General features: G+C 57.1%; 24 protein-coding genes. 16 read left to right on the forward strand and 8 right to left on the reverse strand.

Annotated elements, in window-relative coordinates; all coding sequences use genetic code 11:
- Positions 1-48: 48 nt before the first annotated feature.
- A complete protein-coding gene (dacC, locus tag ACU4F7_RS07215; protein WP_481638336.1) occupies positions 49-1,287 on the forward strand; it encodes a serine-type D-Ala-D-Ala carboxypeptidase in 1,239 nt (412 codons plus the stop codon).
- A gap of 30 nt (positions 1,288-1,317) precedes the next feature.
- On the opposite strand, the gene deoR is transcribed toward dacC, so the two are convergent.
- Both deoR and ybjG read right to left on the reverse strand, forming a co-directional pair.
- The gene (deoR, locus tag ACU4F7_RS07220) at positions 1,318-2,082 is read right to left on the reverse strand and encodes a DNA-binding transcriptional repressor DeoR (RefSeq protein ID WP_024556022.1); all 765 of its coding nucleotides are present in this window, start codon (positions 2,080-2,082) and stop codon (positions 1,318-1,320) included.
- Positions 2,083-2,165: 83 nt separating this feature from the next.
- Positions 2,166-2,774, reverse strand: coding sequence for an undecaprenyl-diphosphate phosphatase (gene ybjG / locus ACU4F7_RS07225; RefSeq protein ID WP_481638337.1), 609 nt, complete (start codon positions 2,772-2,774; stop codon positions 2,166-2,168).
- 303 nt (positions 2,775-3,077) lie between these two features.
- Here ybjG and ACU4F7_RS07230 point away from each other — a divergent pair, with 303 nt between their 5' ends.
- Positions 3,078-4,313 carry an MFS transporter gene (locus ACU4F7_RS07230; RefSeq protein ID WP_029592333.1) on the forward strand — a complete coding sequence of 412 codons (1,236 nt, stop codon included), beginning with the start codon at positions 3,078-3,080 and terminating at the stop codon, positions 4,311-4,313.
- Between the two features lie 38 nt (positions 4,314-4,351).
- Here the strand turns inward: ACU4F7_RS07230 and ACU4F7_RS07235 are convergent, their stop codons facing one another.
- Positions 4,352-5,164, reverse strand: a complete 813-nt coding sequence (locus tag ACU4F7_RS07235; protein WP_029592334.1) for a Cof-type HAD-IIB family hydrolase — start codon at positions 5,162-5,164, stop codon at positions 4,352-4,354.
- 176 nt (positions 5,165-5,340) lie between these two features.
- Here ACU4F7_RS07235 and ACU4F7_RS07240 point away from each other — a divergent pair, with 176 nt between their 5' ends.
- Positions 5,341-6,798, forward strand: a complete 1,458-nt coding sequence (locus ACU4F7_RS07240) for a flagellin N-terminal helical domain-containing protein (protein ID WP_481638338.1) — start codon at positions 5,341-5,343, stop codon at positions 6,796-6,798.
- 8 nt (positions 6,799-6,806) lie between these two features.
- Here the strand turns inward: ACU4F7_RS07240 and ACU4F7_RS07245 are convergent, their stop codons facing one another.
- Positions 6,807-8,027 (reverse strand): MFS transporter, encoded by a 1,221-nt coding sequence (locus ACU4F7_RS07245; RefSeq protein WP_029592337.1) that lies wholly within the window; start codon positions 8,025-8,027, stop codon positions 6,807-6,809.
- Positions 8,028-8,110: 83 nt separating this feature from the next.
- Between ACU4F7_RS07245 and ACU4F7_RS07250 the strand changes: the two genes are divergently transcribed.
- Positions 8,111-8,659 carry a TetR/AcrR family transcriptional regulator gene (locus ACU4F7_RS07250; protein ID WP_029592338.1) on the forward strand — a complete coding sequence of 183 codons (549 nt, stop codon included), beginning with the start codon at positions 8,111-8,113 and terminating at the stop codon, positions 8,657-8,659.
- Positions 8,660-8,737: 78 nt separating this feature from the next.
- Here the strand turns inward: ACU4F7_RS07250 and ACU4F7_RS07255 are convergent, their stop codons facing one another.
- Complete coding sequence (locus ACU4F7_RS07255; RefSeq protein ID WP_481638339.1) at positions 8,738-9,469, reverse strand: DUF6216 family protein; 732 nt, start codon at positions 9,467-9,469, stop codon at positions 8,738-8,740.
- A gap of 225 nt (positions 9,470-9,694) precedes the next feature.
- Between ACU4F7_RS07255 and ACU4F7_RS07260 the strand changes: the two genes are divergently transcribed.
- Positions 9,695-9,898, forward strand: coding sequence for a hypothetical protein (locus ACU4F7_RS07260; RefSeq protein ID WP_481638340.1), 204 nt, complete (start codon positions 9,695-9,697; stop codon positions 9,896-9,898).
- 199 nt (positions 9,899-10,097) lie between these two features.
- Here the strand turns inward: ACU4F7_RS07260 and ACU4F7_RS07265 are convergent, their stop codons facing one another.
- On the reverse strand, positions 10,098-11,786 hold the full coding sequence (locus ACU4F7_RS07265) for an aspartate:alanine antiporter (protein ID WP_029592342.1): 1,689 nt from the start codon (positions 11,784-11,786) through the stop codon (positions 10,098-10,100).
- Positions 11,787-12,078: 292 nt separating this feature from the next.
- Between ACU4F7_RS07265 and ybjM the strand changes: the two genes are divergently transcribed.
- The 11 genes from ybjM to rlmC all read left to right on the forward strand — a co-directional run bounded on the left by ybjM (position 12,079) and on the right by rlmC (position 21,395).
- The gene (gene ybjM, locus ACU4F7_RS07270; protein ID WP_029592343.1) at positions 12,079-12,459 is read left to right on the forward strand and encodes an inner membrane protein YbjM; all 381 of its coding nucleotides are present in this window, start codon (positions 12,079-12,081) and stop codon (positions 12,457-12,459) included.
- 114 nt (positions 12,460-12,573) lie between these two features.
- Positions 12,574-12,861 carry a DUF1418 family protein gene (locus ACU4F7_RS07275; protein ID WP_029592344.1) on the forward strand — a complete coding sequence of 96 codons (288 nt, stop codon included), beginning with the start codon at positions 12,574-12,576 and terminating at the stop codon, positions 12,859-12,861.
- The gene (gene nfsA / locus ACU4F7_RS07280) at positions 12,845-13,567 is read left to right on the forward strand and encodes a nitroreductase NfsA (protein ID WP_029592345.1); all 723 of its coding nucleotides are present in this window, start codon (positions 12,845-12,847) and stop codon (positions 13,565-13,567) included. The genes ACU4F7_RS07275 and nfsA overlap by 17 nt, the downstream gene beginning before the upstream one ends.
- A gap of 83 nt (positions 13,568-13,650) precedes the next feature.
- Entirely contained in the window at positions 13,651-14,553 is a 903-nt protein-coding gene (rimK, locus tag ACU4F7_RS07285) for a 30S ribosomal protein S6--L-glutamate ligase (RefSeq protein WP_024556034.1), read from the forward strand.
- 84 nt (positions 14,554-14,637) lie between these two features.
- The gene (locus ACU4F7_RS07290; protein ID WP_024556035.1) at positions 14,638-15,117 is read left to right on the forward strand and encodes a type III secretion system chaperone family protein; all 480 of its coding nucleotides are present in this window, start codon (positions 14,638-14,640) and stop codon (positions 15,115-15,117) included.
- 354 nt (positions 15,118-15,471) lie between these two features.
- A complete protein-coding gene (potF, locus tag ACU4F7_RS07295; RefSeq protein ID WP_024556036.1) occupies positions 15,472-16,584 on the forward strand; it encodes a spermidine/putrescine ABC transporter substrate-binding protein PotF in 1,113 nt (370 codons plus the stop codon).
- A gap of 131 nt (positions 16,585-16,715) precedes the next feature.
- Positions 16,716-17,849: a putrescine ABC transporter ATP-binding subunit PotG gene (potG, locus tag ACU4F7_RS07300; protein ID WP_024556037.1), complete on the forward strand. Its 1,134-nt coding sequence runs from the start codon at positions 16,716-16,718 to the stop codon at positions 17,847-17,849.
- Between the two features lie 9 nt (positions 17,850-17,858).
- Positions 17,859-18,824, forward strand: coding sequence for a putrescine ABC transporter permease PotH (gene potH, locus ACU4F7_RS07305; protein WP_024556038.1), 966 nt, complete (start codon positions 17,859-17,861; stop codon positions 18,822-18,824).
- Positions 18,821-19,666 carry a putrescine ABC transporter permease PotI gene (gene potI, locus ACU4F7_RS07310; protein WP_024556039.1) on the forward strand — a complete coding sequence of 282 codons (846 nt, stop codon included), beginning with the start codon at positions 18,821-18,823 and terminating at the stop codon, positions 19,664-19,666. The genes potH and potI overlap by 4 nt, the downstream gene beginning before the upstream one ends.
- Positions 19,667-19,779: 113 nt before the next feature.
- Positions 19,780-20,214 carry a YbjO family protein gene (locus tag ACU4F7_RS07315; protein ID WP_051237835.1) on the forward strand — a complete coding sequence of 145 codons (435 nt, stop codon included), beginning with the start codon at positions 19,780-19,782 and terminating at the stop codon, positions 20,212-20,214.
- A gap of 53 nt (positions 20,215-20,267) precedes the next feature.
- Positions 20,268-21,395 carry a 23S rRNA (uracil(747)-C(5))-methyltransferase RlmC gene (rlmC, locus tag ACU4F7_RS07320; protein ID WP_029592349.1) on the forward strand — a complete coding sequence of 376 codons (1,128 nt, stop codon included), beginning with the start codon at positions 20,268-20,270 and terminating at the stop codon, positions 21,393-21,395.
- 54 nt (positions 21,396-21,449) lie between these two features.
- Here the strand turns inward: rlmC and ACU4F7_RS07325 are convergent, their stop codons facing one another.
- Complete coding sequence (locus ACU4F7_RS07325) at positions 21,450-22,640, reverse strand: glycoside hydrolase family 88 protein (RefSeq protein ID WP_481638341.1); 1,191 nt, start codon at positions 22,638-22,640, stop codon at positions 21,450-21,452.
- 17 nt (positions 22,641-22,657) lie between these two features.
- Entirely contained in the window at positions 22,658-23,917 is a 1,260-nt protein-coding gene (locus tag ACU4F7_RS07330; RefSeq protein WP_029592352.1) for an oligosaccharide MFS transporter, read from the reverse strand.
- Positions 23,918-23,933: the final 16 nt, after the last annotated feature.

A 23,933-nucleotide genomic window follows, 5' to 3' on the forward strand; every position in this document is an offset into this window, starting at 1 on the left:
ATTACTCACAACTTCACTCGATGCGTTTATTTTGACGTGATTTCTGGAATGGATACTCGGATGGCACTTACCAACCCTTTCTCTCTCCCCCCTTTTGCGCGCGCTGTGATGGCGGGCTCCGTTCTGTTACTCGCTCTGGCTCCTGCCGTAAAGGCCGAGCAAACGCAGGCGCAGGCGCCTGCCGCGCCGGCGATGGAAGCCAGGGCCTGGATCCTGATGGATTACGCCAGCGGCAAGGTGCTGGCGGAAGGCAACGCCGATGAAAAGCTCGACCCTGCAAGCCTGACCAAGCTGATGACCAGCTATGTGGTAGGCCAGGCGCTGAAGGCGGGCAAAATTCATCTTGATGATAAGGTCACCATCGGCAAAGACGCCTGGGCGACCGGCAATCCGGCGCTGCGCGGCTCGTCGCTGATGTTTTTAAAGCCAGGCGACCAGGTGCCGGTTTCCGAGCTGAATAAAGGGGTGATCATCCAGTCCGGGAATGACGCCAGCATCGCCATCGCCGATTATGTCGCGGGCAGCCAGGATGCGTTCGTCGGCCTGATGAACGGTTATGCGCAGCGGCTGGGACTGACAAACACCACCTTCAAAACCGTACACGGGCTGGATGCGCCAGGGCAATTCAGCACCGCGCGCGATATGGCTTTGCTGGGCAAGGCGCTAATTCATGATGTGCCGGATGAATATGCCATTCATAAAGAAAAAGAGTTTACGTTCAATAATATCCGCCAGCCTAACCGCAACCGGCTGCTGTGGAGCACCAACCTGAACGTGGATGGGATGAAAACCGGCACCACAGCGGGGGCGGGCTATAATCTGGTGGCCTCGGCCACGCAGGGCGATATGCGCCTGATTTCGGTCGTGCTGGGCACCAAAACCGACGGCATTCGCTTTCGCGAGTCGGAAAAGCTGCTGACCTGGGGCTTTCGTTTCTATGAAACCGTAACGCCCATCAAACCTGATGCGACGTTTGTCAGCCAGCGAGTCTGGTTTGGCGACAAGAGCGAAGCCAAACTGGGCGCAGGCGAAGCGGGGTCGATAACCATTCCGAAAGGCCAGCTTAAAAACCTGAAAGCGACCTGGAAACTCACGCAGCCGCAGCTCACCGCGCCGCTGAAAAAAGGCCAGGTGGTGGGCACGATTGACTTCCAGCTCAACGGCCAGAACATTGAACAGCGTCCGCTGGTGGTGATGGAGGCGGTGGAAGAGGGCGGCTTCTTAAGCCGCCTGTGGGATCGCGTGCTGATGCAATTCCACAAGTGGTTCGGCAGCTGGTTCTCTTAAGCATGTCGCCTCCCGTCTGGCGGGAGGCGTTTACCAGAGCAGCGTCACGCCAGACTCTCTCGCCCAGTCGATAAATTTCGCTTCCGGTTTCGCGTCTGTCACCAGCGTGTCGAAGGCCTCCAGCGGCCCCATGCAGGCGGGTCTTACTTTGCCAAATTTACTGCTGTCCGCCACCAGCACGTGCCGCTGCGCCATCTCCAGCGCCCACTGTTTTACCGGCAGTTCGTCCAGATTAAAGCAGGTGGCGCCGTGGTGCAGATGCAGACCGGCGGCGGAGAAAAAGGCGATGTCGGGGCAAATGTTGCGCAACGTTTCGCGAAAATTAAGCGGTTTGAAGATAGCGTTGCTGGCGTGGAACTCGCCGCCGCAGAGAATCACGCGGCAGGCGGGTTTTTCCTGTAGCGCCAGAAACGTGTTAAGCGAATAGCAGACGCCGGTGAAGGGCAGGTCGTTGTCCAGCGCGTCGATTATCCAGGGGGTGGTGGTGCCGCAGTCAAAAAAGAGCGTCTGATGCGGGCTGACCAGCTCCGCCGCCCGGCGGCCGGCGCGACGCTTTTCGTCAACCAGACGGGTTTTCTGATCGCTCAGCAGATAATGGCTGACCGCTGCGCTGCGCGGTTCCAGCACGATATAACCGCCGAGCAGCACCACAGGCGCGTCGTTGCGCTGCAGGTCGCGGCGGATGGTCATCTCTGAAACGCCAAGCAGCGTGGCCGCCTCTTTCAGGTGAAGCTTATCGCTGCGTTTTAACGCCTGCAGCAGTTGCCCTATCCGCTCGTCGCGCCGTGTTTCCATTTCGTCCTCTGCTTAACCAAAACTGGCGAGGCGTGAACCACGCTTCGCCAGTGAATCGGGCGATTTTACCCGTCGCAGAGGCGTTAGTCACGTACCCAGCCTTTGCGGATGGGCAGGGCGAAGCAGCGGCGGTAAAGCTGGCGCAGCAGGCGGTAGAGCGCCTCGCCGCAGCCGTTCCAGACCATTTGCGCCGCCAGGCAGGCGAGCATGCCGAGCAGCAAACCGCCCACCATATCCAGCGGCCAGTGTACGCCCAGATAGATGCGCGACCAGGCGATAGCGCAAGCGACCGCCAGCAGCACCAGCCCTGACCACACCCGGTGCCAGCAGAGAAACGCCAGCGCAAAGGTAAAGCTCACGGTGCCGTGGTTGCTTGGGTAAGAGTCATCCGCCGAATGGTGCAGGAACTGGTGGCCGACCCCTTCGGCAAACGGGCGCGGGTGCGGAAATAGATGGCCCATCAGCCAGGAGAGAAAGACGCTGATGGCGAGCGCCAGCGCAATCTTTACCACCAGCTGGCGCTGTGCGCTAAGCTTTTGCCCGGGGCCCCAGAGCCAGAGCGCCGCTGAAAGCAGCGGCACGCCGTAAATCAGCTCCCTTGCGATAAAGGTCGCCAGGGCAAGCAGCCAGGCGGGGGAGGCGGGAGTGGCGTTAATCGCCAGAAAGAGCTGGTGGTTGAGGTCTTCCATCATCGCGGTTTTGGTTCCTTATCAACCCAAAAAAGAGGCCCAAAGCAGGGCGGCAAACGCGGCGCAAAAACAGGCCGCCAGTAAAGCGAATAACCTTAGAAACCGACCGGCGAAGGGTAAAGCGGTATTGTCTTATTTCTGTCATACAGCCGTTACCCGCGCCTGCCATAAGCGTACAGGGCGCAGCTTAAAATAAACTTAAATGACGGTAACTCTGTGCGTTATCGGCTAACGTCGCACACAATTCACTATGACTGCTGCGGTCGTTTCATTACACTCAGCGCGATTTCTCTGGATGGATCGCTAATGCAAAATAAAACAATGACGAAAAAGCGTCTTGGTCGTCAGGCGCTGCTGTTCCCGCTGTGCCTGGTGTTGTATGAATTTTCAACGTATATCGGCAACGACATGATCCAGCCGGGTATGCTCGCCGTGGTGGAGCAATACCAGGCTGGCATGGAGTGGGTGCCGACATCCATGACCGCCTATCTGGCGGGCGGGATGTTCTTACAATGGCTGCTGGGGCCGCTGTCGGACCGCATCGGCCGCCGCCCGGTGATGCTCACCGGCGTGGTCTGGTTTATCGTGACCTGCCTTGCCACGCTGCTCGCGCAAAATATTGAGCAGTTCACCGCGCTGCGCTTTTTACAGGGCATCAGCCTCTGCTTTATCGGCGCGGTCGGCTACGCCGCGATTCAGGAGTCGTTTGAAGAGGCGGTGTGCATCAAAATCACCGCGCTGATGGCGAACGTGGCGCTGATAGCCCCGCTGCTCGGCCCGCTGGTGGGCGCCGCCTGGGTGCACATGGCGCCGTGGGAGATGATGTTCGTGCTTTTCGCGGTGCTTGCCGCCATCGCCTATTACGGCCTGTGGCGCGCCATGCCGGAAACCGCCACCCGCCTTGGCGAAAAGCTTTCGCTCAAGGAGCTTGGGCGAGACTATAAAGCCGTGATGAAAAACGCCCGCTTTGTGGCGGGCGCGCTGGCGACAGGCTTTGTGAGCCTGCCGCTGCTGGCGTGGATTGCCCAGTCGCCGGTTATCATCATCAGCGGCGAGCAGCTCAGCAGCTATGAATACGGCCTGCTGCAGGTGCCGATTTTCGGCGCGCTGATCGCGGGCAATCTGGCGCTGGCGAAACTCACTTCGCGACGCACCGTGCGTTCGCTGATTATTCTTGGCGGCTGGCCCATCACTCTTGGTCTGGTGATAGCGGCGCTGGCGACCCTGCTCTCCTCCCACGCTTACCTGTGGATGACGGCGGGACTTAGCGTTTACGCCTTCGGCATCGGCCTTGCCAACGCAGGCCTGGTGCGCCTGACGCTTTTTGCCAGCGACATCAGCAAGGGCACGGTTTCCGCGGCGATGGGCATGTTGCAGATGCTGATTTTCACCGTCGGCATCGAAGTCAGCAAGCATGCCTATCTGGCGGGCGGCAATGGCCTGTTTAGCCTTTTCAATCTGCTGAATGGCCTGCTGTGGCTGGGGATGATGGTCATTTTCCTGAAGGATAAAACGGTCGGGAATTCGCTCCAGCCGCAATAAATCACTATGAAAAAGGCCCTCCAGCGAGGGCCTTTGCGTTACTGGAAGGGCGCTTCCTTATTCAGCACCTTGTCGATAATTTCCAGCACCCCCTGTTCGTTATTATGCGGCGCGCGGTAAGGCGCTATCGCTTTGATTTTCTCCGGCGCGTTTTCCATGGCGAAGCCAAAGCCCGCGTGGCGCAGCATCTCGATATCATTGCCGCCGTCGCCGAAAGCGACCACGTCGCTGTCGTTTATTCCCCAGCGTTTTTGCAGCATCTGCAGGCCGTTGGCTTTATGCAGGCCGGGGATAATCAGGTCGATAGAGCCGTGACCGCTGGAAACCGGCGTTACGATGCCTTCAAACGCTACCGTCAGCGCGTCCATGGTTTTTAATAAATCGTCATCCGGCAGGTTAAGGGCGAATTTAAAGAAGGTGTCGTCCAGGCCATAAAAACTGTCGACGAATTCCAGCCGGTGATAATAGGTGGCGGCCATGCGCTTAAACGCGTCGTCGTAATGTTTTAGGGTATAGCCGCTGCGCTTGCCGCAGGCGATAGTTTCTACCTTCGGCAGCGTCAGCAGATGGTCGATAACCTGGTCGTACTGCCCTTTGGTGAGCTTGCCGTTAAACAGATCTTCGCCTTCGCATACCACCCAGGCGCCGTTTTCCGCCACGAAAGCAATCTCTTCGGCTATCTCCGGGAAAAACGACGCGAGCTGGTAATACTGGTTGCCGCTCGCGACGACAAAGCGGATCCCCTGTTCCTTCATGCGGGCGTATTGCGCAAGAAAGCGCTCGCGGTGATAGGTTTTGGCGTCGCTGAGAAAGGTGCCATCCATGTCGACGGCGATCATTTTTACACCCATAAAGACTCCTTAACGGTTTGGCGGATTGGGCAGGCTTCCCTGTCCTTCGGATCGCTATTTCATAAGCGCTGGTTAATTAACAAGTTTTTACTTAATGCAAATTTTTCGCTAAAGCGTCGTTTCAGTCAGGCCGATAGTAGTCATGACGGCAACTATAGTGTGTTTTCTAAAAGAGCATGACGACCCTTTATTCCCTGATGTCCCCTTATGCGGCGGCACAACAACGCAGCAGCGAATCGGCGCTGGGTCAGGCTATCACCCGGCTCGCTTCCGGTATGCGCATTAATAGCGCCAGCGATGACGCCGCAGGGCTGGCTATCGCTAACCGCATGAGCGCGAATATCAATGCCAGCGGCGCAGTGGCGCGCAATATCGACGATGGCGTCAGCCTGATGCAAACGGCGGAAGGCGGACTGGATGAGATTAATAATTTGCTCATCCGCGCCAGAACGCTGGCGGTGCAGGCGGCAAACGGCACGCTCTCGCCGCAAGACAGCGCCAGTATTCAGAATGAATTCCAGAAGATAAGCGAAACCATCGACCAAATTGCTTACGGTACGACGGTGTTCGGCAAATACCCGCTGGCGGCGGCAAGCCATCCAGCGCCTCCACCGGTACAGTTGGGTGAGGTTCCGACGGTTAACCAACGTCTGCCTGTAGCAGGACAAGGTTATGTTTTTACTTCGGGACGTGTGCCTTTCGCTTATATCCCCGCCGGGGCGAAAGATATCGAGCTCGAAATCGATTCCGGCTGGATGGATGACGATTTGCAGATTTTTAGCCGTGATGGGAGCCATTTGATAGGCACGCCCATTAATGGGAATGGCGCCACTCGCGATTTTACCTGGCGAAGCAATGGCGTAAATAATTCCGCCGATGCCAGTATGAAAATCATTACCGAAGAGAACGGCTTTACTGCCGGCGCGACTTACAACGATGCGCACCTGACCCAGGGAGGCGCGTTTTATAACCTTAACGGTAGCGTGACCGCATCGCTGAACGGGATGAATATTACCTATAGCGGCGACGGAGACCGGTATGAAACCCCGGCAACCGGCTGGCCCAACAATGGCACCGTTTCGCCGGGTCATTATAAAGAGCGAATCGCTATTGATAGCGTGACCGAAGACCTGATTGTGATGGTGGTGGGCACCGGTTCTTTTACTGGCAGCATGACATGGAGCCAGCTTCCGACACCTACGCAGGCGCCGGATACCAGACCCACCAGCAGCGAGACGCAAATTGTGGTCAGCGCCGATTTCGGCCAACCGCTTGAAACCAAAACTATTCCCGTCACGCCAGCCGATACGGTCACGCTGGGTATCAGCGACCTGAAGTTTGATAATCAGCAAAACGCCAGCCAGGCGATGGGCAAACTCGACGCGGCGCTGGAGAAGGTGAACGGCTACCGGAGCACTTACGGCAGCCTCACTAATGCGTTTGCCAGCGCGAAAAGCACGGTGCTGGAAGGAAAGGTGGCGACCGAAGCGGCGCGCAGCCGCATTGAAGATACGGATTACGCCCAGGAGGTGAGCAACATGACCCGGGCGCAAATCCTGCAACAGGCGGGCAGCGCGCTGATGGCGCAGGCCAGGCAAGCGCCGGAAACCATTCTGGCGCTGCTGAAAGGATAGCGCCGCCGCTAGCGGCACGCGGCGTTTTCCTCTTCCTGCCATTCGGCGCGCTCGGGTTTCGCCACCGCACGGGAAACCAGGAAGGCGATGGCAATCAGGCTCAGCACCACCAGCATCGCGCTGCGCAGGCCATAGTGTTCGCCGAGGAAGCCGAGCAGCGGCGGTCCCACCAGGAAAGCGATATAGCCGGTGGTGGCGACCACGCTTACGCGCGTTGGCGCATCCGGACCGGTGTCGCTTGCCGCCGAAATGGTCAGCGGGAAGCCGAGCGAGGCGCCAAGCCCCCACAAGATCACCGATGCGCCCGCAACCCAGGCGCTGTCGACAAAAATAATCAGCGCAATGCCAAGCCCGCCCATCAGGGCGCTGGCGCGCACCACCGCCACCCGGCTGTAGCGGTCGATAAACCAGCCGCCGAAAAAGCGGCCCAGCGTCATGCCAAGCGTAAAGCCTGCATAGATAAGCGAGCCGGAAGTGGGGCTAAAGCCGTGGCCGTCCACCATCAATAGCGGCAGCCAGTCATTGGCCGACCCTTCGGCAAACGCCATCGCCAGCACCACCACGCCAATCAGCAGCAGTTGGATGTCTTTATAAAAGGGGCGGCGGTTGATCGCGTTTTGTTTTTTCTCTTCGGCGCTCTCTTTGCCGACCCCTTCAGGAATGGCGCGCAGCGCGATGAAAACCGGCACGATGGTGACCAGCCCCGCCAGCAGGATATGGAAGTCGGCGCGAAAATTTAACGCCGTCAGCGTCATGCCGATGCCTGCGCCCACCAGCGTGCCGAGGCTGAAAAAACCATGCATCATCGGCAGCACGGTTTTACCCAGTTCGCGCTCAACAATCGCCCCTTCGACATTCAGCGCCACCTCTGCCGAGCCCAGGCCCCCGCCGAGCACCGCCAGCCCTAAGGAGAAGAGCAGCGCGACGCCGAACCAGAGCGCGCTGCTCATGATAATAATGCCAGCCACCCCCATCAGCATGGCGGCGCGAATGACCTTACGCGTGCCAAACCGCTTCACCAGCCAGGCCGAGCAGAGAATGCCGCTCATGGAGCCCACGGAGAGGCCAAACAGCACCACGCCCATCTCCGCCGTGGAAACGGCCAGCACATCGCGGATGGCGGGAGTACGCGTGGCCCATGACGCCATGATAAGACCAGGCAGAAAGAAGAAGATAAACAGTGACCAGGTGCGACGACGCAGCGCCTGGCGGGTTGAGAGTGGCGACATAAGCATCCCTGACGACAGAAAAGGTAAGACAACAGTAGCAACGAAGTGTACATTTGTACATGACGACTTAGCGAGTGAGAGTAATGAATTTATCCGCCATCGGGGAACCGCCGCGCCGCGAGCGCATTTTACGCGCCACGCTTGAAGCCATTGCGGAATATGGCATTAGCGGCGTTACGCATCGCAAAATCGCCCAGCGGGCGGAAGTGCCGCTCGGCTCAATGACTTACTACTTTACCGGTATCGACGCCCTGCTGGAGGAAGCGCTGAGCGGCTTCGCCCGCGACATGTCGCAAACCTACCAGGATTACCTGGCGAAGGCCGCCAGCCCGCAGGAAGCGTGCGAGGCGTTGACGCAGGTGATTTGCGGCGCGCAAATCACCACGCCGGAAAATATGGAGCTGATGTACCAGCTTTACGCCTATGCCAACCGCCGCCCGGCGTTAAAGGCCATCATGCAGGCGTGGATGCAGCGCAGCCAGCAGATCCTCGAAGTCTGGTTCGACCCCATCACCGCGCGTGCGCTGGACGCGTTCATCGAGGGAATGACGCTGCATTATGTGGTCGACAGAAAGCCGCTGAGCGAGGCGGAGATTCGGGAGATGGTGTTGAGGCTCGCGCGGGTGGAATAGGCTGTTTTCATAGCAGCAACGAGAATATAACGGCAAGCGCCAGTGGAGTAAGCGCTTCTCTGAAAAGGAGGCCAGCGCTTACCTTACATAGCTCAACGCTTTTTCCTGCTCGTCTAAAATATATTTTCTTAGCTTTGCACTGTAATAAAGGTGCAACGCGCAGCCTGCGGCCATCCATAATAATACAAGCTCAGTGAAAGGCAGCATGACATAAACAAACTGTTTGCCCTTTGGATATGTTTTTATCGAGCGGGTTAAATACTCCCGGCCTTCCTGCGTTATAAACAGGTCGCAAATCCCCTTTGCGACCTCCGGCGACGGCGTGGCGTGTTGGCTTAAAGCGGGGGCATCACTCGCCGGGCAATCCGATTTTTTAATCTGCCATGCAGGAGGCGAGAAAAGCGTGGATTCCTTCGCTTTGGCGTCAGAGATATAAAAAAGTTCTCCGGTGGCTTTCCAGATTAGCAATGTGTGGTTTTCAGGCGTTTTAACCGTGCGAACAAGAATGGGCCCGGTAAATAAAAACGATCCGAGGAAGAGCAGGAGCGCAATGTAACCCATTGCTTTATCTAGTTTTTTAACTTCTGGTGTTTTCCTGGTGGAAAGAGAAATAAGGAAAAAGCGCAACCAAAAGAGAGGGATTCCGGCAAGCGTTAATGTTCGGGTATTTTCTTCTTCGGTTTTTGAGAGCGTATTTTTTATTTTGATGATGAGCTTAAATGCTGCGCCGACAAAGGTGAGCAGGGCGATAAACGTCGCCACAGGAGCATTAGAAAACTCCGTATTAATCATTTCCGTAATTGAACTCATCCCTTTCTCCTGATTTTGCTTTGTTCACCGACTCCCGCTGTCTGGATTTTTTATCATGCAGAAGCGGTTTAGCAAGAGCTAAAAAATAAACACGTAGTTATTATTCAATGCGATAACAATAAACCAGAGAAACAGTGTTGGGTAATATCTTCCCGACGTAGCGAAAGCATTCGGTCAGGTTTACTTTTATGGCGAAGCGCTGCAGGAACATATGGGTAATGAATAATGCGCAAAAGGAACTCTGCCGACAAACGCATTGGCATCGCGTCAGCTAACCTGGTTGAAGCGTTATCAACCGGCATCTGCTCAGTTGCCGCGTTTGCCAGCCTTTTTGTGCTGGAGGGGTGGGGAGGGAAGCTCAGCGGATTTATCGGTTTTTTTGTACTGGCGTATCTCATCGCCTGGGCTGTAGACAAAGTTAAAGGGTAAACCCAGAACGTTATCAAGGCTTGCTGTGCTGCGCTTTTGGGGATTTCAGGCAAGAAAAAACCCATCAACCTTGAACCAAGATGGCGGGGTTGATGGGCTCCACAATATGGGGACATCAAAGAAAAGCAGTGGCACTAATTGAGACTGACGCTAAAGCGAAAAGTTCTGCCGTTCATAAAAATTTTCTTATTTTTCTTTCTCAGAGGCCAAGACCCGGCCAGATTATCACAATCAGCGTTCCCGCAAGCGTCAGCAGCACGTTGGCTATGGCATAGGTGCCGGCATAACCGAGCGCCGGAATATTGCTGCGTGCAGTGTCGCTAATGATTTCCATCGCCGGCGCGCAGGTGCGTGCGCCCATCATCGCGCCAAACAGCAGCGCGCGGTTCATGCGCAGCACGTAAGCGCCAAACAGGAAGCAGATAGCCACCGGCAGCAGGCTCACCAGCAGGCCCGCCACCAGCATCTGTCCGCCCACGTCGCCAAGCCCGCGGCCGATGCCGCTGCCCGCGCTTAAGCCCACGCCCGCCATAAAGACCATCAGGCCGAACTCCTTCACCATGACCAGCGCGCCCTGCGGGATATAACCGAAGGTTGGATGGTTGGCGCGCAGAAAGCCGAGCATGATGCCAGCAAACAGCAGGCCGGCGGCGTTGCCGATGCCAAAGCTGAACGAGCTGAACTGGAAAGTGATCATCCCTATCATCAGGCCGACAATAAAGAAGGCGCAGAAAGCCAGCAGGTCGGTCACCTGGCTGTGAATGGAGATAAAGCCGATGCGGTCGGCGATAGTTTTTACGCGTCGCGCGTCGCCGCTCACCTGCAACACGTCGCCTTTGTTCAGCACGATGTTGTCGTCGATAGGCATCTCTATCTGGCTGCGGATCACGCGGTTTAAGAAGCAGCCGTGATCGGTAAGCTTAATCTGCCCCAGACGGCGGCCGACGACGTTGTGGTTTTTCACCACAATCTCTTCGGTGACGATGCGCATGTCGAGCAGATCGCGATCGAACACCTCTTTGCCGTTGCGAAAGCTTGGGTCAAGGCGGGCGTGCGCGTCCGGGTAGCCCACCAGCGCTATCTCATCGCCCATCTGCAGCACCGCGTCGCCATCCGGGTTCGCCAGAATGCCGTTGCGGCGGATGCGCTCGATGTAACAGCCGGTCTGGCGATAAATGCCGAGTTCGCGCAGGTTTTTGCCGTCCGCCCAGGCGACAAGCTCCGGCCCGACGCGGTAAGCGCGAATGACGGGCAGGTAAACCTTGCGGTTAGCGTCGGTATCCAGCCCGCGCTCGCGCGCTATCTGCTGGGCGCTGGTCTGTAAATCCTGATGCTGAAGCTTCGGCATATAGCGCGCGCCGAAAATCAGGCTGACCAGACCGATAAGATAGGTCAGGGCGTAGCCGAGGCTTAAGTGATCGAGCGCCGCCGCCAGCTGGTCGTTGCTCATGCCGGAATGCCTTAGCGTATCGCCCGCGCCGACCAGCACCGGCGTTGAGGTCATTGAACCCGCCAGCATCCCGGCGGTCAGGCCGATATCCCAGCCAAAAAGTTTGCCAAGGCCCAGCGCAATCAGCAGAGCGCTGCTGACCATAACCAGCGCCAGCATCAGATAATTCTTACCGTCGCGAAAAAAAATGGAAAAAAAGTTGGGTCCGGCTTCAACTCCTACGCAAAAAATAAACAGCATAAAGCCGAGATTAAGCGCGTTCGTGTTAATCGCGAAGTGCTGCTGGCCTAATAATAAAGAGACCACTAAAACGCCAATGGAATTACCCAGTTGCACCGAGCCAAGGCGTATTTTCCCGAGGCACAAGCCGAGTGTGAGCACCACAAATAATAACAGGATGTAATTCCCATTTAACAAATCTGCGACGTTTATATTCACTGAGGATAACTTCTTGTTTACTAGTAAGTTGTTGAAAGGGGTGGGGTTTTGCGCTAAGGTTTCCACCAATAACGACAGGGTTTTTTCTTATTTTCACACGCCCTGAAATCACCTGCGGAACATTACGCAGCGGCTAGTTTAATCGCAATGAAGATCAACGGCTAGTAAGAATAGTGTACTTATAGAGTACGTTTTTTTGGCAAGGATAGCTACCACGCTTTATCAGACTGGGCGCCCTGAAAGGCGGCTTTCAGTAAATCCGATACAGGCATTATCAAGGGGATATCTGTTGATGCGAAGACAAAGCTGGGCGGGGACCATTTGTTGTTTCGTCCTGTTTATTGTGGTGTTCATTTTCCATAAATGGCTTTTAACCCGTGGCTCCCCTATACAGGGAAGAATGGATTTGGGCATGCTTTTCTTTATTTTGCCAGGCATCGTGGCGAGCGTGTTTTGCCGCAACGCCCGGGTTGTGAAACCGATGCTTGGCGCCATCCTCGCTTCGCCGCTCTGTCTTTTGCTGTTTTTGATGTGGCGCGAAAGCGAACGCTCGTTCTGGCAGGAAGTGGCGTGGACCTTCGGCGCGGTCTTCTGGTGCACGCTGGGCGCGTTGTGCTATCTCTTATTACTGACGCTGATTAAGCATTACGATGCGGCGAAAAACCGGCTCTGAAGCCGGTTTTTTTATCGCAGCGCCTTACGAAACGCGCTGATAACGCTTCTTCAGGCTAAAAGCAACGCCAGAATATCAGGTTATACTTTCGAGCTTTGACGACCGGAGTTCCCCATGCGTTCACCCGTCATTCCCAAATCCCTGCTGCTGCTGGAAGCGGTGGGGATGGCGCTGCTGCTGCTGGCTTTACTCTCATTTAACCAGTACGTGACGCTGCCTGCGCCGTTTAACAGCGGCGCGGCGATAGTGGGAATGCTTTTCGCGGGCGTGGCTTTGATATTGCCTGCGGCAGTGGCGCTGATGATTGCGCTGGCGCGCCAGCTGGCGCCGCGGCTGATGAACGCGGGCTCCGGTCCTTCCGCTCACCAGGATAAGGAAAAACGCGATGACGCCGACCATTGATCTTTTACGCGCCCACCGTTCCATTCGCCACTACACCCACGAACCGATCACCGAAGCCCAGCGTGAGGCGATTATCGCCAGCGCCCAGGCTGCCTCAAGCTCAAGCTTCCTGCAGTGCAGCTCAATTATTCGCGTTACCGATACGGCGCTGCGTGAAACGCTGGTGACGCTGACCGGCGGCCAGCAGCATGTGGCTCAGGCGGCGGAGTTTTGGGTCTTCTGCGCTGACTTCAATCGCCATCTGCAAATCTGCCCCGACGCGCAGCTCGGGCTTGCCGAACAGCTGCTGCTGGGCGTGGTGGATACCGCGATGATGGGACAAAACGCCCTGACGGCGGCCGAATCTTTAGGGTTAGGCGGCGTTTATATCGGCGGCATTCGCAACAGCATCGAGGCGGTAACCGAGCTGCTTAAGCTGCCAAAGCATGTGCTGCCGCTGTTTGGCCTGTGCCTCGGCTGGCCGGCGGATGACCCGCAGGTGAAGCCGCGTCTTCCCGCCTCGCTGGTGGTGCATGAAAACAGCTATCAGCCGGTAGACGAGGCGACGCTTGCCCGCTATGACGAGGAACTGGCGCACTACTACCTGAGCCGCGGCAGTAATACCCGTCGCGATACCTGGAGCGATCATATTCGTCGCACCATTATCAAAGAGAGCCGTCCTTTTATTCTCGATTACCTGCACAAGCAGGGCTGGGCAACACGCTAACCCATTTGACGCGTCCCCCTTCGTTGCGAAACGCGGGGGGTGTATGATACGCGGGCATTTATGTTTGTTCAGAGAGGTGCAGGGTGAAAATCGCCATTTTGTCCCGGGATGGTACGCTCTATTCGTGTAAACGCCTGCGCGAAGCGGCCATGCGCCGCGGCCATCAGGTTGAGATCCTCGACCCGCTGTCATGCTATATGACTATCAACCCGGCGGCTTCGGCCATGCACTATAAAGGCCGCCAGTTGCCCCATTATGATGCAGTCATTCCCCGCATCGGTTCCGCCATCACCTTCTACGGCACCGCCGTGCTTCGCCAGTTTGAAATGCTCGGCAGCTACCCGCTGAACGAATCGGTGGCTATCACTCGCGCGCGCGATAAGCTGCGCTCATTACAACTGCTGGCGCGTCAGGGCATCGACCTGCCTTTGACTGGCATCGCGCATTCGCCGGATGACACCAGCGACCTGATAGACATGGTGGGCGGCGCGCCGCTGGTGGTCAAGCTGGTGGAAGGCACACAGGGTATCGGCGTGGTGCTGGCGGAAACCCGCCAGGCGGCGGAAAGTGTGATTGACGCTTTCCGCGGGCTGAACGCCCATATTCTGGTGCAGGAATATATAAAGGAAGCGAAAGGGCGGGATATACGCTGTCTGGTGGTGGGCGACAGCGTGGTGGCGGCGATTGAGCGGCAGGCGAAAGAGGGCGATTTTCGCTCCAACCTGCACCGCGGCGGGGTGGCGCGCATTGCCGATATCTCGCCTGAAGAGCGTGAAATCGCCCTGCGGGCGGCGCGCACGCTGGGGCTGGATGTGGCGGGCGTCGATATTCTTCGCGCCGAGCGCGGGCCGCTGGTGATGGAGGTTAACGCCTCGCCGGGGCTGGAGGGGATTGAGAACACCACCGGCATTGATGTCGCATCCAGGATGATTGAGTGGGTGGAGCGGCATGCGAATTCCGACTTTTGCCTGAAAATGGGCGGATAAGCGGCTAATCGTGGTATGGAAGGAGGAATTTGCGTAAGCTATCCTCTTTTGATTTTATCGTTACTGAAAGAGGTATCCGGTTTTATGCATTCACTCGTCGTCCCGACTCTGGACACCCTGCGCCGCTGGCTCGACCGTCTCGGCGTGAGCTTCTTCGAGTGCGATACCTGCCAGGCGCTGCACCTTCCTCACATGCAGGATTTCGACGGCGTTTTCGACGCGAAGATCGATCTGCTCGATAACGTGGTGCTCTTTTCCGCCATGGCGGAAGTCAAGCCTTCGGCGCTGCTGGCGGTGGCCGCGGATCTCTCTGCCATTAACGCCGGTTCGCTGACGCTAAAAGCGTTTCTCGATATTCAGGATGATAACCTGCCCAAACTCGTCGTCTGCCAGGCGCTGCATGCCCAGGTGGGCGTCAGCGAAGAGCAGTTCGCCGCTTTCTTCCGCCAGAGCGAACAGCAGATCTCCATGGTGATTCTGGAAGCCCGCGCGCAGCAGCTGCTTTACACGCCTGAGGAAGAGGAAAAAAGCGACCGCGTAGTGAATAACCATTTTCTTCACTGATCCCGCCTCTTATTAGCGCAGTCGCCACCAGGGCGGCTGCTAAATTTGATTTTTTATTCTGTCCCCAGCCTCTTCTTCAAGCATTTTTCACCGCTTCAACCGCCAGTTTGGCTTATCACATAGAGCGATTCAGCCTAAAAAATTGATAAAAGGCGTTTTTTATACCGGGCTATAGCCTCGGGACCGGGCTACAGTTATCCTTGCGCTGGTTTGAAAAGCGTGCAACGTCTGCCGAAGGTCCTCCGGTCCTTTTTCTGTGCAGGTGAACAGATATGCATGATTTTTGCATATGTCTAAATGCGTAAATTTAGCTCGCTCAACGGGCTTTTACCCTTTATTCAGAAGGAAACAGATATGTCCACCCAAGGTAAAAAATGGTTGTCGGGTGTGGTTGCCGGTGTGCTGATGGCATGTTCCGCCACCGCCATGGCGGCCGAACAAAAGACGCTGCATGTGTATAACTGGTCTGATTATATTGCGCCGGATACGGTCGAAAACTTCACCAAAGAGACCGGTATTAAAGTGGTTTACGACGTGTTCGACTCCAACGAGGTGCTTGAAGGGAAACTGATGGCGGGCAGCACCGGCTTTGACCTCGTCGTCCCTTCCGCAAGCTTCCTGGAGCGCCAGCTTACGGCAGGCGTCTTCCAGCCGCTCGATAAGAGCAAGCTGCCGAACTGGAAAAACCTCGATCCGGAAATTCTCAAGCTGGTCGCGAAACACGACCCGGATAACAAATACGCCATGCCTTACCTGTGGGCGACGACGGGCATTGGTTATAACGTCGATAAAGTCAAAGCGGCGCTTGGCGCCGACGTGCCGTTGAACAGCTGGGATCTGGTGCTGAAGCCGGAAAACCTCGCTAAGCTGAAAAGCTGCGGCGTCTCTTTCCTGGACGCCCCGGAAGAAATTTTCGCCACCGTGCTGAACTACCTGGGCAAAGACCCGAACAGCACCAAAGCGGATGACTACACCGGTCCTGCTACCGATCTGCTGCTGAAGCTGCGTCCGAACATTCGTTACTTCCATTCCTCTCAGTACATCAACGATCTGGCGAATGGCGACATTTGCGTCGCTATCGGCTGGGCAGGGGACGTATGGCAAGCGGCTAACCGCGCCAAAGAGGCGAAGAATGGCGTGAATATCTCCTATACCATCCCGAAAGAGGGGGCGCTCGCCTTCTTCGACGTCTTCGCCATGCCGAAAGATGCCAAAAACACCGATGAAGCCTATCAGTTCCTCAACTATCTGATGCGCCCGGATGTGATGGCTCACATCAGCGACCACGTTTACTACGCCAGCGGCAACAAGGCCGCCACGCCGCTGGTGAGCAAAGAGGTACGCGACAATCCGGGCATCTACCCGCCTGCCGATGTATTTGCCAAGCTCTTCACACTTAAGGTGCAGGAGCCGAAGATTGACCGCGTAAGAACCCGCGCGTGGACTAAAGTGAAAAGTGGTAAATAAATAAACCAGCTTTTGCGTAACGGTACCGCTCCGGGCGTTAACGCCCCTTCTGGACAGAGGTCGCAAGCCTCTGTCCAGACGTTTGTGCGGCATTGCCCGCACCGTTTTATTGTTTTGCCGGAGAGCAAATCGTGACTGATGCTACCCCTCGCCCCCAGGCGAAAACCCGCAAGGCGCTTACCCCGCTGCTGGAAATCCGCAACCTGACCAAATCTTTCGACGGCCAGCACGCCGTAGACGATGTCAGCCTCACCATTTATAAAGGCGAAATTTTCGCTCTGCTTGGCGCCTCCGGCTGCGGCAAATCCACGCTGCTGCGCATGCTGGCGGGCTTTGAGCAACCGACCACCGGGCAGATAATGCTGGATGGCGTCGACCTCTCTCATGTGCCGCCCTATCAGCGGCCCATCAACATGATGTTCCAGTCGTACGCGCTCTTCCCGCACATGACCGTGGAGCAAAACATCGCCTTCGGCCTTAAGCAGGACAAACTGCCGAAAGCGGAAATCGCCAGCCGCGTGCAGGAGATGTTAAGCCTCGTGCATATGCAGGAGTTCGCCAAACGCAAGCCGCACCAGCTCTCCGGCGGCCAGCGCCAGCGCGTGGCGCTCGCCCGCAGCCTGGCGAAACGCCCGAAACTGCTGCTGCTTGATGAACCCATGGGCGCGCTGGATAAGAAACTGCGCGACCGCATGCAGCTCGAAGTGGTGGATATCCTGGAGCGCGTGGGCGTGACCTGCGTAATGGTGACCCACGATCAGGAAGAGGCGATGACCATGGCGGGCCGCATCGCCATCATGAACCGCGGCAAGTTTGTGCAAATCGGCGAGCCGGAAGAGATTTATGAGCATCCCACCACCCGCTACAGCGCGGAATTTATCGGCTCGGTCAACGTCTTCGAGGGGCTGCTGAAAGCGCGCCAGGAAGACGGTCTGGTGATTGATTCGCCCGGCCTGCTTCACCCGCTGAAAGTGGACCCGGATGCGTCGGTCGTGGACGGCGTGCCGGTTTATGTTGCGCTGCGTCCGGAAAAAGTGATGCTCTGCGACGAACCGCCTGCGGATGGCTACAACTTTGCGGTGGGCGAAGTGGTGCACATCGCCTACCTCGGCGACCTCTCTATTTATCATGTACGGCTCAAAAGCGGGCAGATGATCAGCGCCCAGCTTCAGAACGATCACCGCTATCGCAAAGGCGCGCCGACCTGGGGCGATGAAGTTCGCCTCTGCTGGGATGCGGACAGCTGCGTGGTTCTGACGGTTTAAGGAGGCGAAATGAGTAGTACGTTTGAACGCCACGGCGAACCTGCCGCCGACGTGAAGCCCGGCGGCGCTAAGCTCTGGCTCGCCCGCCTGCAGATGGCCCATGGCCGTAAGCTGGTTATCGCGCTGCCTTACCTGTGGTTAATTTTGCTCTTTCTGCTGCCGTTTCTGATTGTATTTAAAATCAGCCTGGCGGAGATGGCGCGCGCTATTCCTCCTTATACGGATCTGGTGAGCTGGGAAGAGGGGCAGGCTTCGATTCTGCTCAACTTCGCCAACTTCCTGCAGTTAACGGACGATCCGCTTTATTATGAGGCGTACCTGCAGTCGCTGCAGGTGGCGGCGGTTTCGACAATTTGCTGTCTGCTGCTCGGTTATCCGCTCGCCTGGGCCGTGGCGCACAGCAAGCCTTCCACGCGCAACATCCTGCTGCTGCTGGTTATCCTGCCGTCGTGGACGTCGTTTCTTATTCGCGTCTACGCCTGGATGGGCATTCTCAAAGAGAACGGCATTCTGAATAACGTGCTGCTGTGGCTCGGCGTTATCGATCAGCCGTTAACCATCCTGCACACCAACCTCGCGGTTTATATCGGTATCGTTTACGCCTATCTGCCGTTTATGGTGCTGCCGATTTACACCGCGCTGACGCGTATCGACTACTCGCTGGTGGAAGCCTCGCTGGATCTCGGCGCCCGTCCGCTGAAAACGTTCTTCAGCGTGATTGTGCCGCTGACCAAAGGCGGGATTATCGCCGGCTCTATGCTGGTGTTTATCCCGGCGGTAGGCGAGTTTGTTATCCCGGAGCTGCTGGGCGGGCCGGACAGCATTATGATTGGCCGCGTGCTCTGGCAGGAGTTCTTTAATAACCGCGACTGGCCGGTGGCGTCGGCGGTAGCGATAACCATGCTGGTGGTGCTGATCGTGCCTATCATGTGGTTCCATAAGTATCAGAACAAAACCATGGGGGACCACGCATGAATAATCTGCCTGTTGTGCGTTCTCCCTGGCGCATCCTGATCCTCATCATCGGCTTTACATTCCTGTATGCGCCGATGCTGATGCTGGTGGTTTACTCCTTTAACAGCTCGAAGCTGGTCACGGTTTGGGCGGGGTGGTCGACGCGCTGGTACAGCGAGCTGTTTCAGGATTCGGCGATGATAAGCGCCGTGACGCTGAGCCTGACCATCGCCGCCTGCGCAGCGACGATGGCGGTGGTGCTGGGGACTATCGCGGCGGTGGTGATGGTGCGGTTTGGCCGCTTTCGCGGCTCAAACGGTTTCGCGTTTATGCTGACGGCGCCGCTGGTGATGCCGGATGTTATTACCGGTCTGTCGCTGCTGCTGCTGTTTGTGGCGATGGGCCACGCCATCGGCTGGCCTTCGGATCGCGGCATGCTCACCATCTGGCTGGCGCACGTCACATTCTGTACCGCCTATGTTTCGGTAGTGATTAGCTCCCGCCTGCGCGAACTGGATCGTTCCATTGAGGAAGCAGCGATGGATCTTGGCGCTACGCCGCTGAAGGTTTTTTTCGTCATCACGCTGCCGATGATCATGCCGGCGATTGTTTCCGGCTGGCTGCTGGCCTTTACGCTTTCGCTGGACGATCTGGTTATCGCAAGCTTTGTCTCCGGCCCCGGCGCCACCACACTGCCGATGCTGGTTTTCTCCAGCGTTCGCATGGGGGTGAATCCGGAGATCAACGCCCTGGCGTCGATTATCCTCGGCGTGGTCGGAATAATCGGACTTATCGCCTGGTTCTTTATGGCCCGGGCAGAAAAGCAGCGACTGCGCGACATCCAGCGTGCAAGGCATAGCTGAGCGACCTAAAATCTGCAATCATGTGCCTCCAGCGCCGCGCGAGCCGCGGCGCTGTATCACAGGGAAGGCGAGATTTGGACATTTTCAGCAAACCGCGAAATTCACATGCCAGAATGAACGCCCCGACGCTGGTGCAGGTGGCGGCGATAGCGATTATCACCACCCGGTGTGTCGATCTCCTTTTGCTTTTTAACCTGCTCGGCCTGCGCGGCACGATGGATTTTATCCACCGCAGCGTGCAAACCTGGAGCCTGACCCTGATTTTCCTTGGCAGTCTGCTAATGCTCTGCGTGGAATTCCGCTGCGCGTTTGTCATTCTCAAAGGACGCAGCTGGGGACGCTGGGTTTATCTGTTAACCCAGATTATCGCCGCCAGCTATCTCTGGGCTGCTTCTCTGGGCTGGGGCTATCCGGAGCTTTTCAGCATCGCCGGCGAGTCGAAACGGGAAATTTTCCGCTCCCTGGTGATGCAAAAATTGCCGGACCTGCTGGTGCTCTTTCTGCTCTTTGTTCCCTCTCCCAGCCGACGATTTTTCCAGCTACAGTAACCCGCCAGGCGTGATAGAATCGCCGGTCCGCGTTTTCCTTAAGGTTTTTTGCTATGCACTGCGCACTCTTTGATGCCGGGCGCTGCCGATCCTGCGCCTGGATTGAACAGCCGATGGCGACTCAGCTTACCGCCAAAATGAACGACTTACGCCAGCTGCTGGCGGAGCATCACGTGGGCGAATGGGCAGAGCCGGTCAGCGGACCGCAAGAGGCGTTTCGCAATAAAGCCAAAATGGTGGTGAGCGGCAGCGTGGAAAAACCGCTGCTCGGCATGCTGCGCCGCGACGGCACGCCGGAGGATCTCACCTCTTGCGCGCTCTATCCCGCGTCGTTTTATGCCGTTTTCGCCGTGCTGAAACCCTTTATCGCCCGCGCCGGGTTAACCCCTTATAACGTGGCGCGTAAACGTGGCGAATTAAAGTACCTGCTGCTGACGCAAAGTACGCTGGACGGCGGCATGATGCTGCGCTTTGTGCTGCGTTCGGAAGCCAGGCTTGAGCAACTGCGCGCCGCGCTGCCCTGGCTGCAGGCGCAACTGCCGCAGCTTAAGGTTATCTCCGTGAATATTCAGCCGGTGCATATGGCGATAATGGAAGGTGAGAAAGAGATTTGGCTGACGGAGCAGCAGGCGCTGGCGGAAAACTTCAATGGCGTGCCGCTCTGGATCCGCCCGCAGAGCTTTTTCCAGACCAACCCGGACGTCGCCGGTAAGCTCTATGCTACCGCCCGCGACTGGGTGCGGGCGTTGCCGGTGCGGCATATGTGGGATCTCTTTTGCGGCGTGGGCGGTTTTGGCCTGCACTGCGCGACGCCCGCGATGACGCTTACGGGGATTGAGATAGCCCCTGAGGCTATCGCCTGCGCAACACGCTCCGCCGGGATGCTCGGGCTGAAGGATGTGCGCTTCCAGGCGCTGGATTCCACCCGGTTTGCGACAGAGCAGGGCAGCGTTCCCGATCTGGTGGTGGTGAACCCGCCGCGGCGCGGTATCGGCGAGGAGCTTTGCGACTACTTAAGCCGCATGGCGCCGCCGTTTATTCTGTACTCGAGCTGTAACGCGCAGACGATGGCGAAAGATATCACCCTGCTTGCAGGCTATCGCATCCTGCGCGTGCAGCTGTTCGATATGTTCCCGCATACCGCGCATTACGAAGTGTTAACGCTGCTGGTGCGCGAGTAAATCACCGGTCCCGCAAAGGGTTGGCGGCGGCTTCGCCACCGGCTTTTGCCGCCGCTACCAGTACAGCTTCCAGCTTCCGGATGCGCGCATCAGCGCTTCGACATAAAAATAATCTCCCCAGCTACAGCACTCATCCACTCCTTTATCGCTCGCCAGATGGTAAACCGAATGCTTCAGTAGCCCGTTGCATGCGTCGTCGGGCTTCGCCAGATAATGCTGGTTCAGCGAGGAGAGCATATGCGTTGCCCACGCCTGATATACCGCGCGGTCCGGGTCGGACACCGGCAGGTGCTTAACCAGCTCCAGCAATCCGCAAACGGCGATAGCGGCGGAGGAGGAATCACGCAGCGCGTCAGTGCCCTGGAGCGCGAGATCCCAGTGGCAAACGCCATCTTCCGGCAGGCGGTTAAGGAAATAGTTCGCCACCTTTTTCGAAAGCCTCACCATCTCTTTGTCGCCAGTATAGATAAAGCTCAATAAGAAGCCGTAAATAGCCCAGGCCTGGCCGCGCGACCAGCAGGAGTCGTCCGCATAGCCCTGCTGCGTGTTGCCAAAGCGCGGCTCGCCGGTGAGGCGGTCCATATAGTAGGTGTGGTAGGTCGAAGCGTCCGGGCGCACCAGAAAACGCGCGGACTGGTTAACATGCGCCCGCGCCGCGCTCGCGAAGCGGGGGTCGCCGGTCTGTTCGCTCGCCCAGTAGAGCAGCGGCAGGTTCATGGTGCAGTCGATTATCATGCGTCCTGCCTGCTCGGGGTCGTCCAGATCGCCCCAGGCCTGGATTATCTGCGCTTTCGGATGATAACGCTCCAGCAGCGCCTCGGCGGCCTGCAACGCGAAGCCGCGCGCTTCGCGGCTGGCGTTCAGCCGCCAGTCCGCCACGCAGGAGAGGGTATAAAGAAAACCAAGGTCGTGGGTGTTGGTATCGTGGCGGCCCGCGATGCGAAGCCCGAACGAGCGCACCTGCCTGCGCGCCGCCTCACGGAACGCCTCTTCGCCAGACATCTCCCAGGCAAGCCACAGTTGCCCGGTCCAAAAGCTGGTTGTCCACTCCACGTTTTCCGTCAGCGGATAGTAGCCATTTACGCAGGTTTCGGCAGGAAATTTATCGCCAAAGGCGGCAAGATTTGCGCGAAGGCGTGCCAGTACCGCCTCGCGGGTTTGCCCCAGCGTATCGCGCAGCCGGACGATATCGCTTGCCGAGGCAGGCGGGTGGTTTAACGGTTCAAAAGCTATCTGATGCAGCATACAGGCTCCTTGATAAATCAGTTTTTGACCGCGGCGGCGGTATGGGCGGCATCCGCGCGCTTGCTCTGGCAGGCGGAAAGGGTGAAGACGGAAATCAGCGTAAAGGTGAGGGCTATTGCGCCCATCAGGATGTAGGTCTGTTCAAATCCGATGCGGTCGTAGAGATAGCCCGCGGGCGAAGAGACCACCACGTTGCCGACATACAGCATCGCCTGGTAGCCCAGCAGATACATGGTGGCGTTGACGCGCTTATCGAAATGCTCAGCGATATATTTGAAAACCGAAACCAGCAGCAGACAAATCTCCAGCCCGTAGAGCGGCTTGAGTACCGAAATAAGCAGATGTGAGTCGCACAGGCCGGAAATAATCAGCCGCGCGCCCACCACCAACCCCACGATCAGCAGCCCCTTTTTAGCGCCCACGTAATTCACGAAAACCGGGATCACCATATACATCACGAACTCCATGCCGGACTGCACGGTGCCGAGGTAGCCAAACACGGCGTTGCCCTGCTTTACATCGTCAAAGAAGGTGACGAAGTAGCGCGAGAACTGCTGCTCGGCGATGAACATCATCCAGGCGACGCCAGCCACATACAGGCAGAAGGCCCAGAACTTGCGGCTTCGCAGTAGCGCATAGACGTCGCTAATCTCAATCTTCTGCGTTGAGAGCACACTGGCGGCATGCGAGGTCGCCACGCTCACCTTCAGGCTCATCAGCACGCCGAGCATCACCAGCGACGCGACGCTGCCGAGGATAAAGTTATAGGCAGGCGAAAGGTTAAACAGCAGGCCGGAGAATGACGAGGCGACCGCCCAGCCGAGCGACCCCCACATGCGGATCTGGCCGAACTCCATGCCGTTCAGGCGGCTATAGCGGTCGGTATAGGATTCACAGGCGGCGACGCCCGCGTACCAGGCGAAGCTTAAATAAATCGCCCCGACGATGATGCCCGCCAGAGTGTGAGAAATAAGCAGCGGCTGGTAAACATAGATAAAAAACGGCGCCATCAGGGCGGACATCGCCACCACAAAATAGAGCAGGTATTTGCTCATGCCGATTTTATCGAGGATATAGCCATAGACCGGTTTTAATATCACCGAAAAAATACCGTTAACCGCGAAGACGGTGCCAATCACCGAGCCGCTGAGGTTGGTTTTCTGGCCAAGCCAGATGGCTAATAAGCCAATACTGGCAGACCAGGTAAAAAAATAGAGAAAGATAAAACTGCTAATTTTGAAATATTCCGTCTTGTTTGCAGCGGTAATATTTTTCATAAGGGCCTCGGGTAAG

This window comes from Franconibacter pulveris (assembly GCF_056780215.1).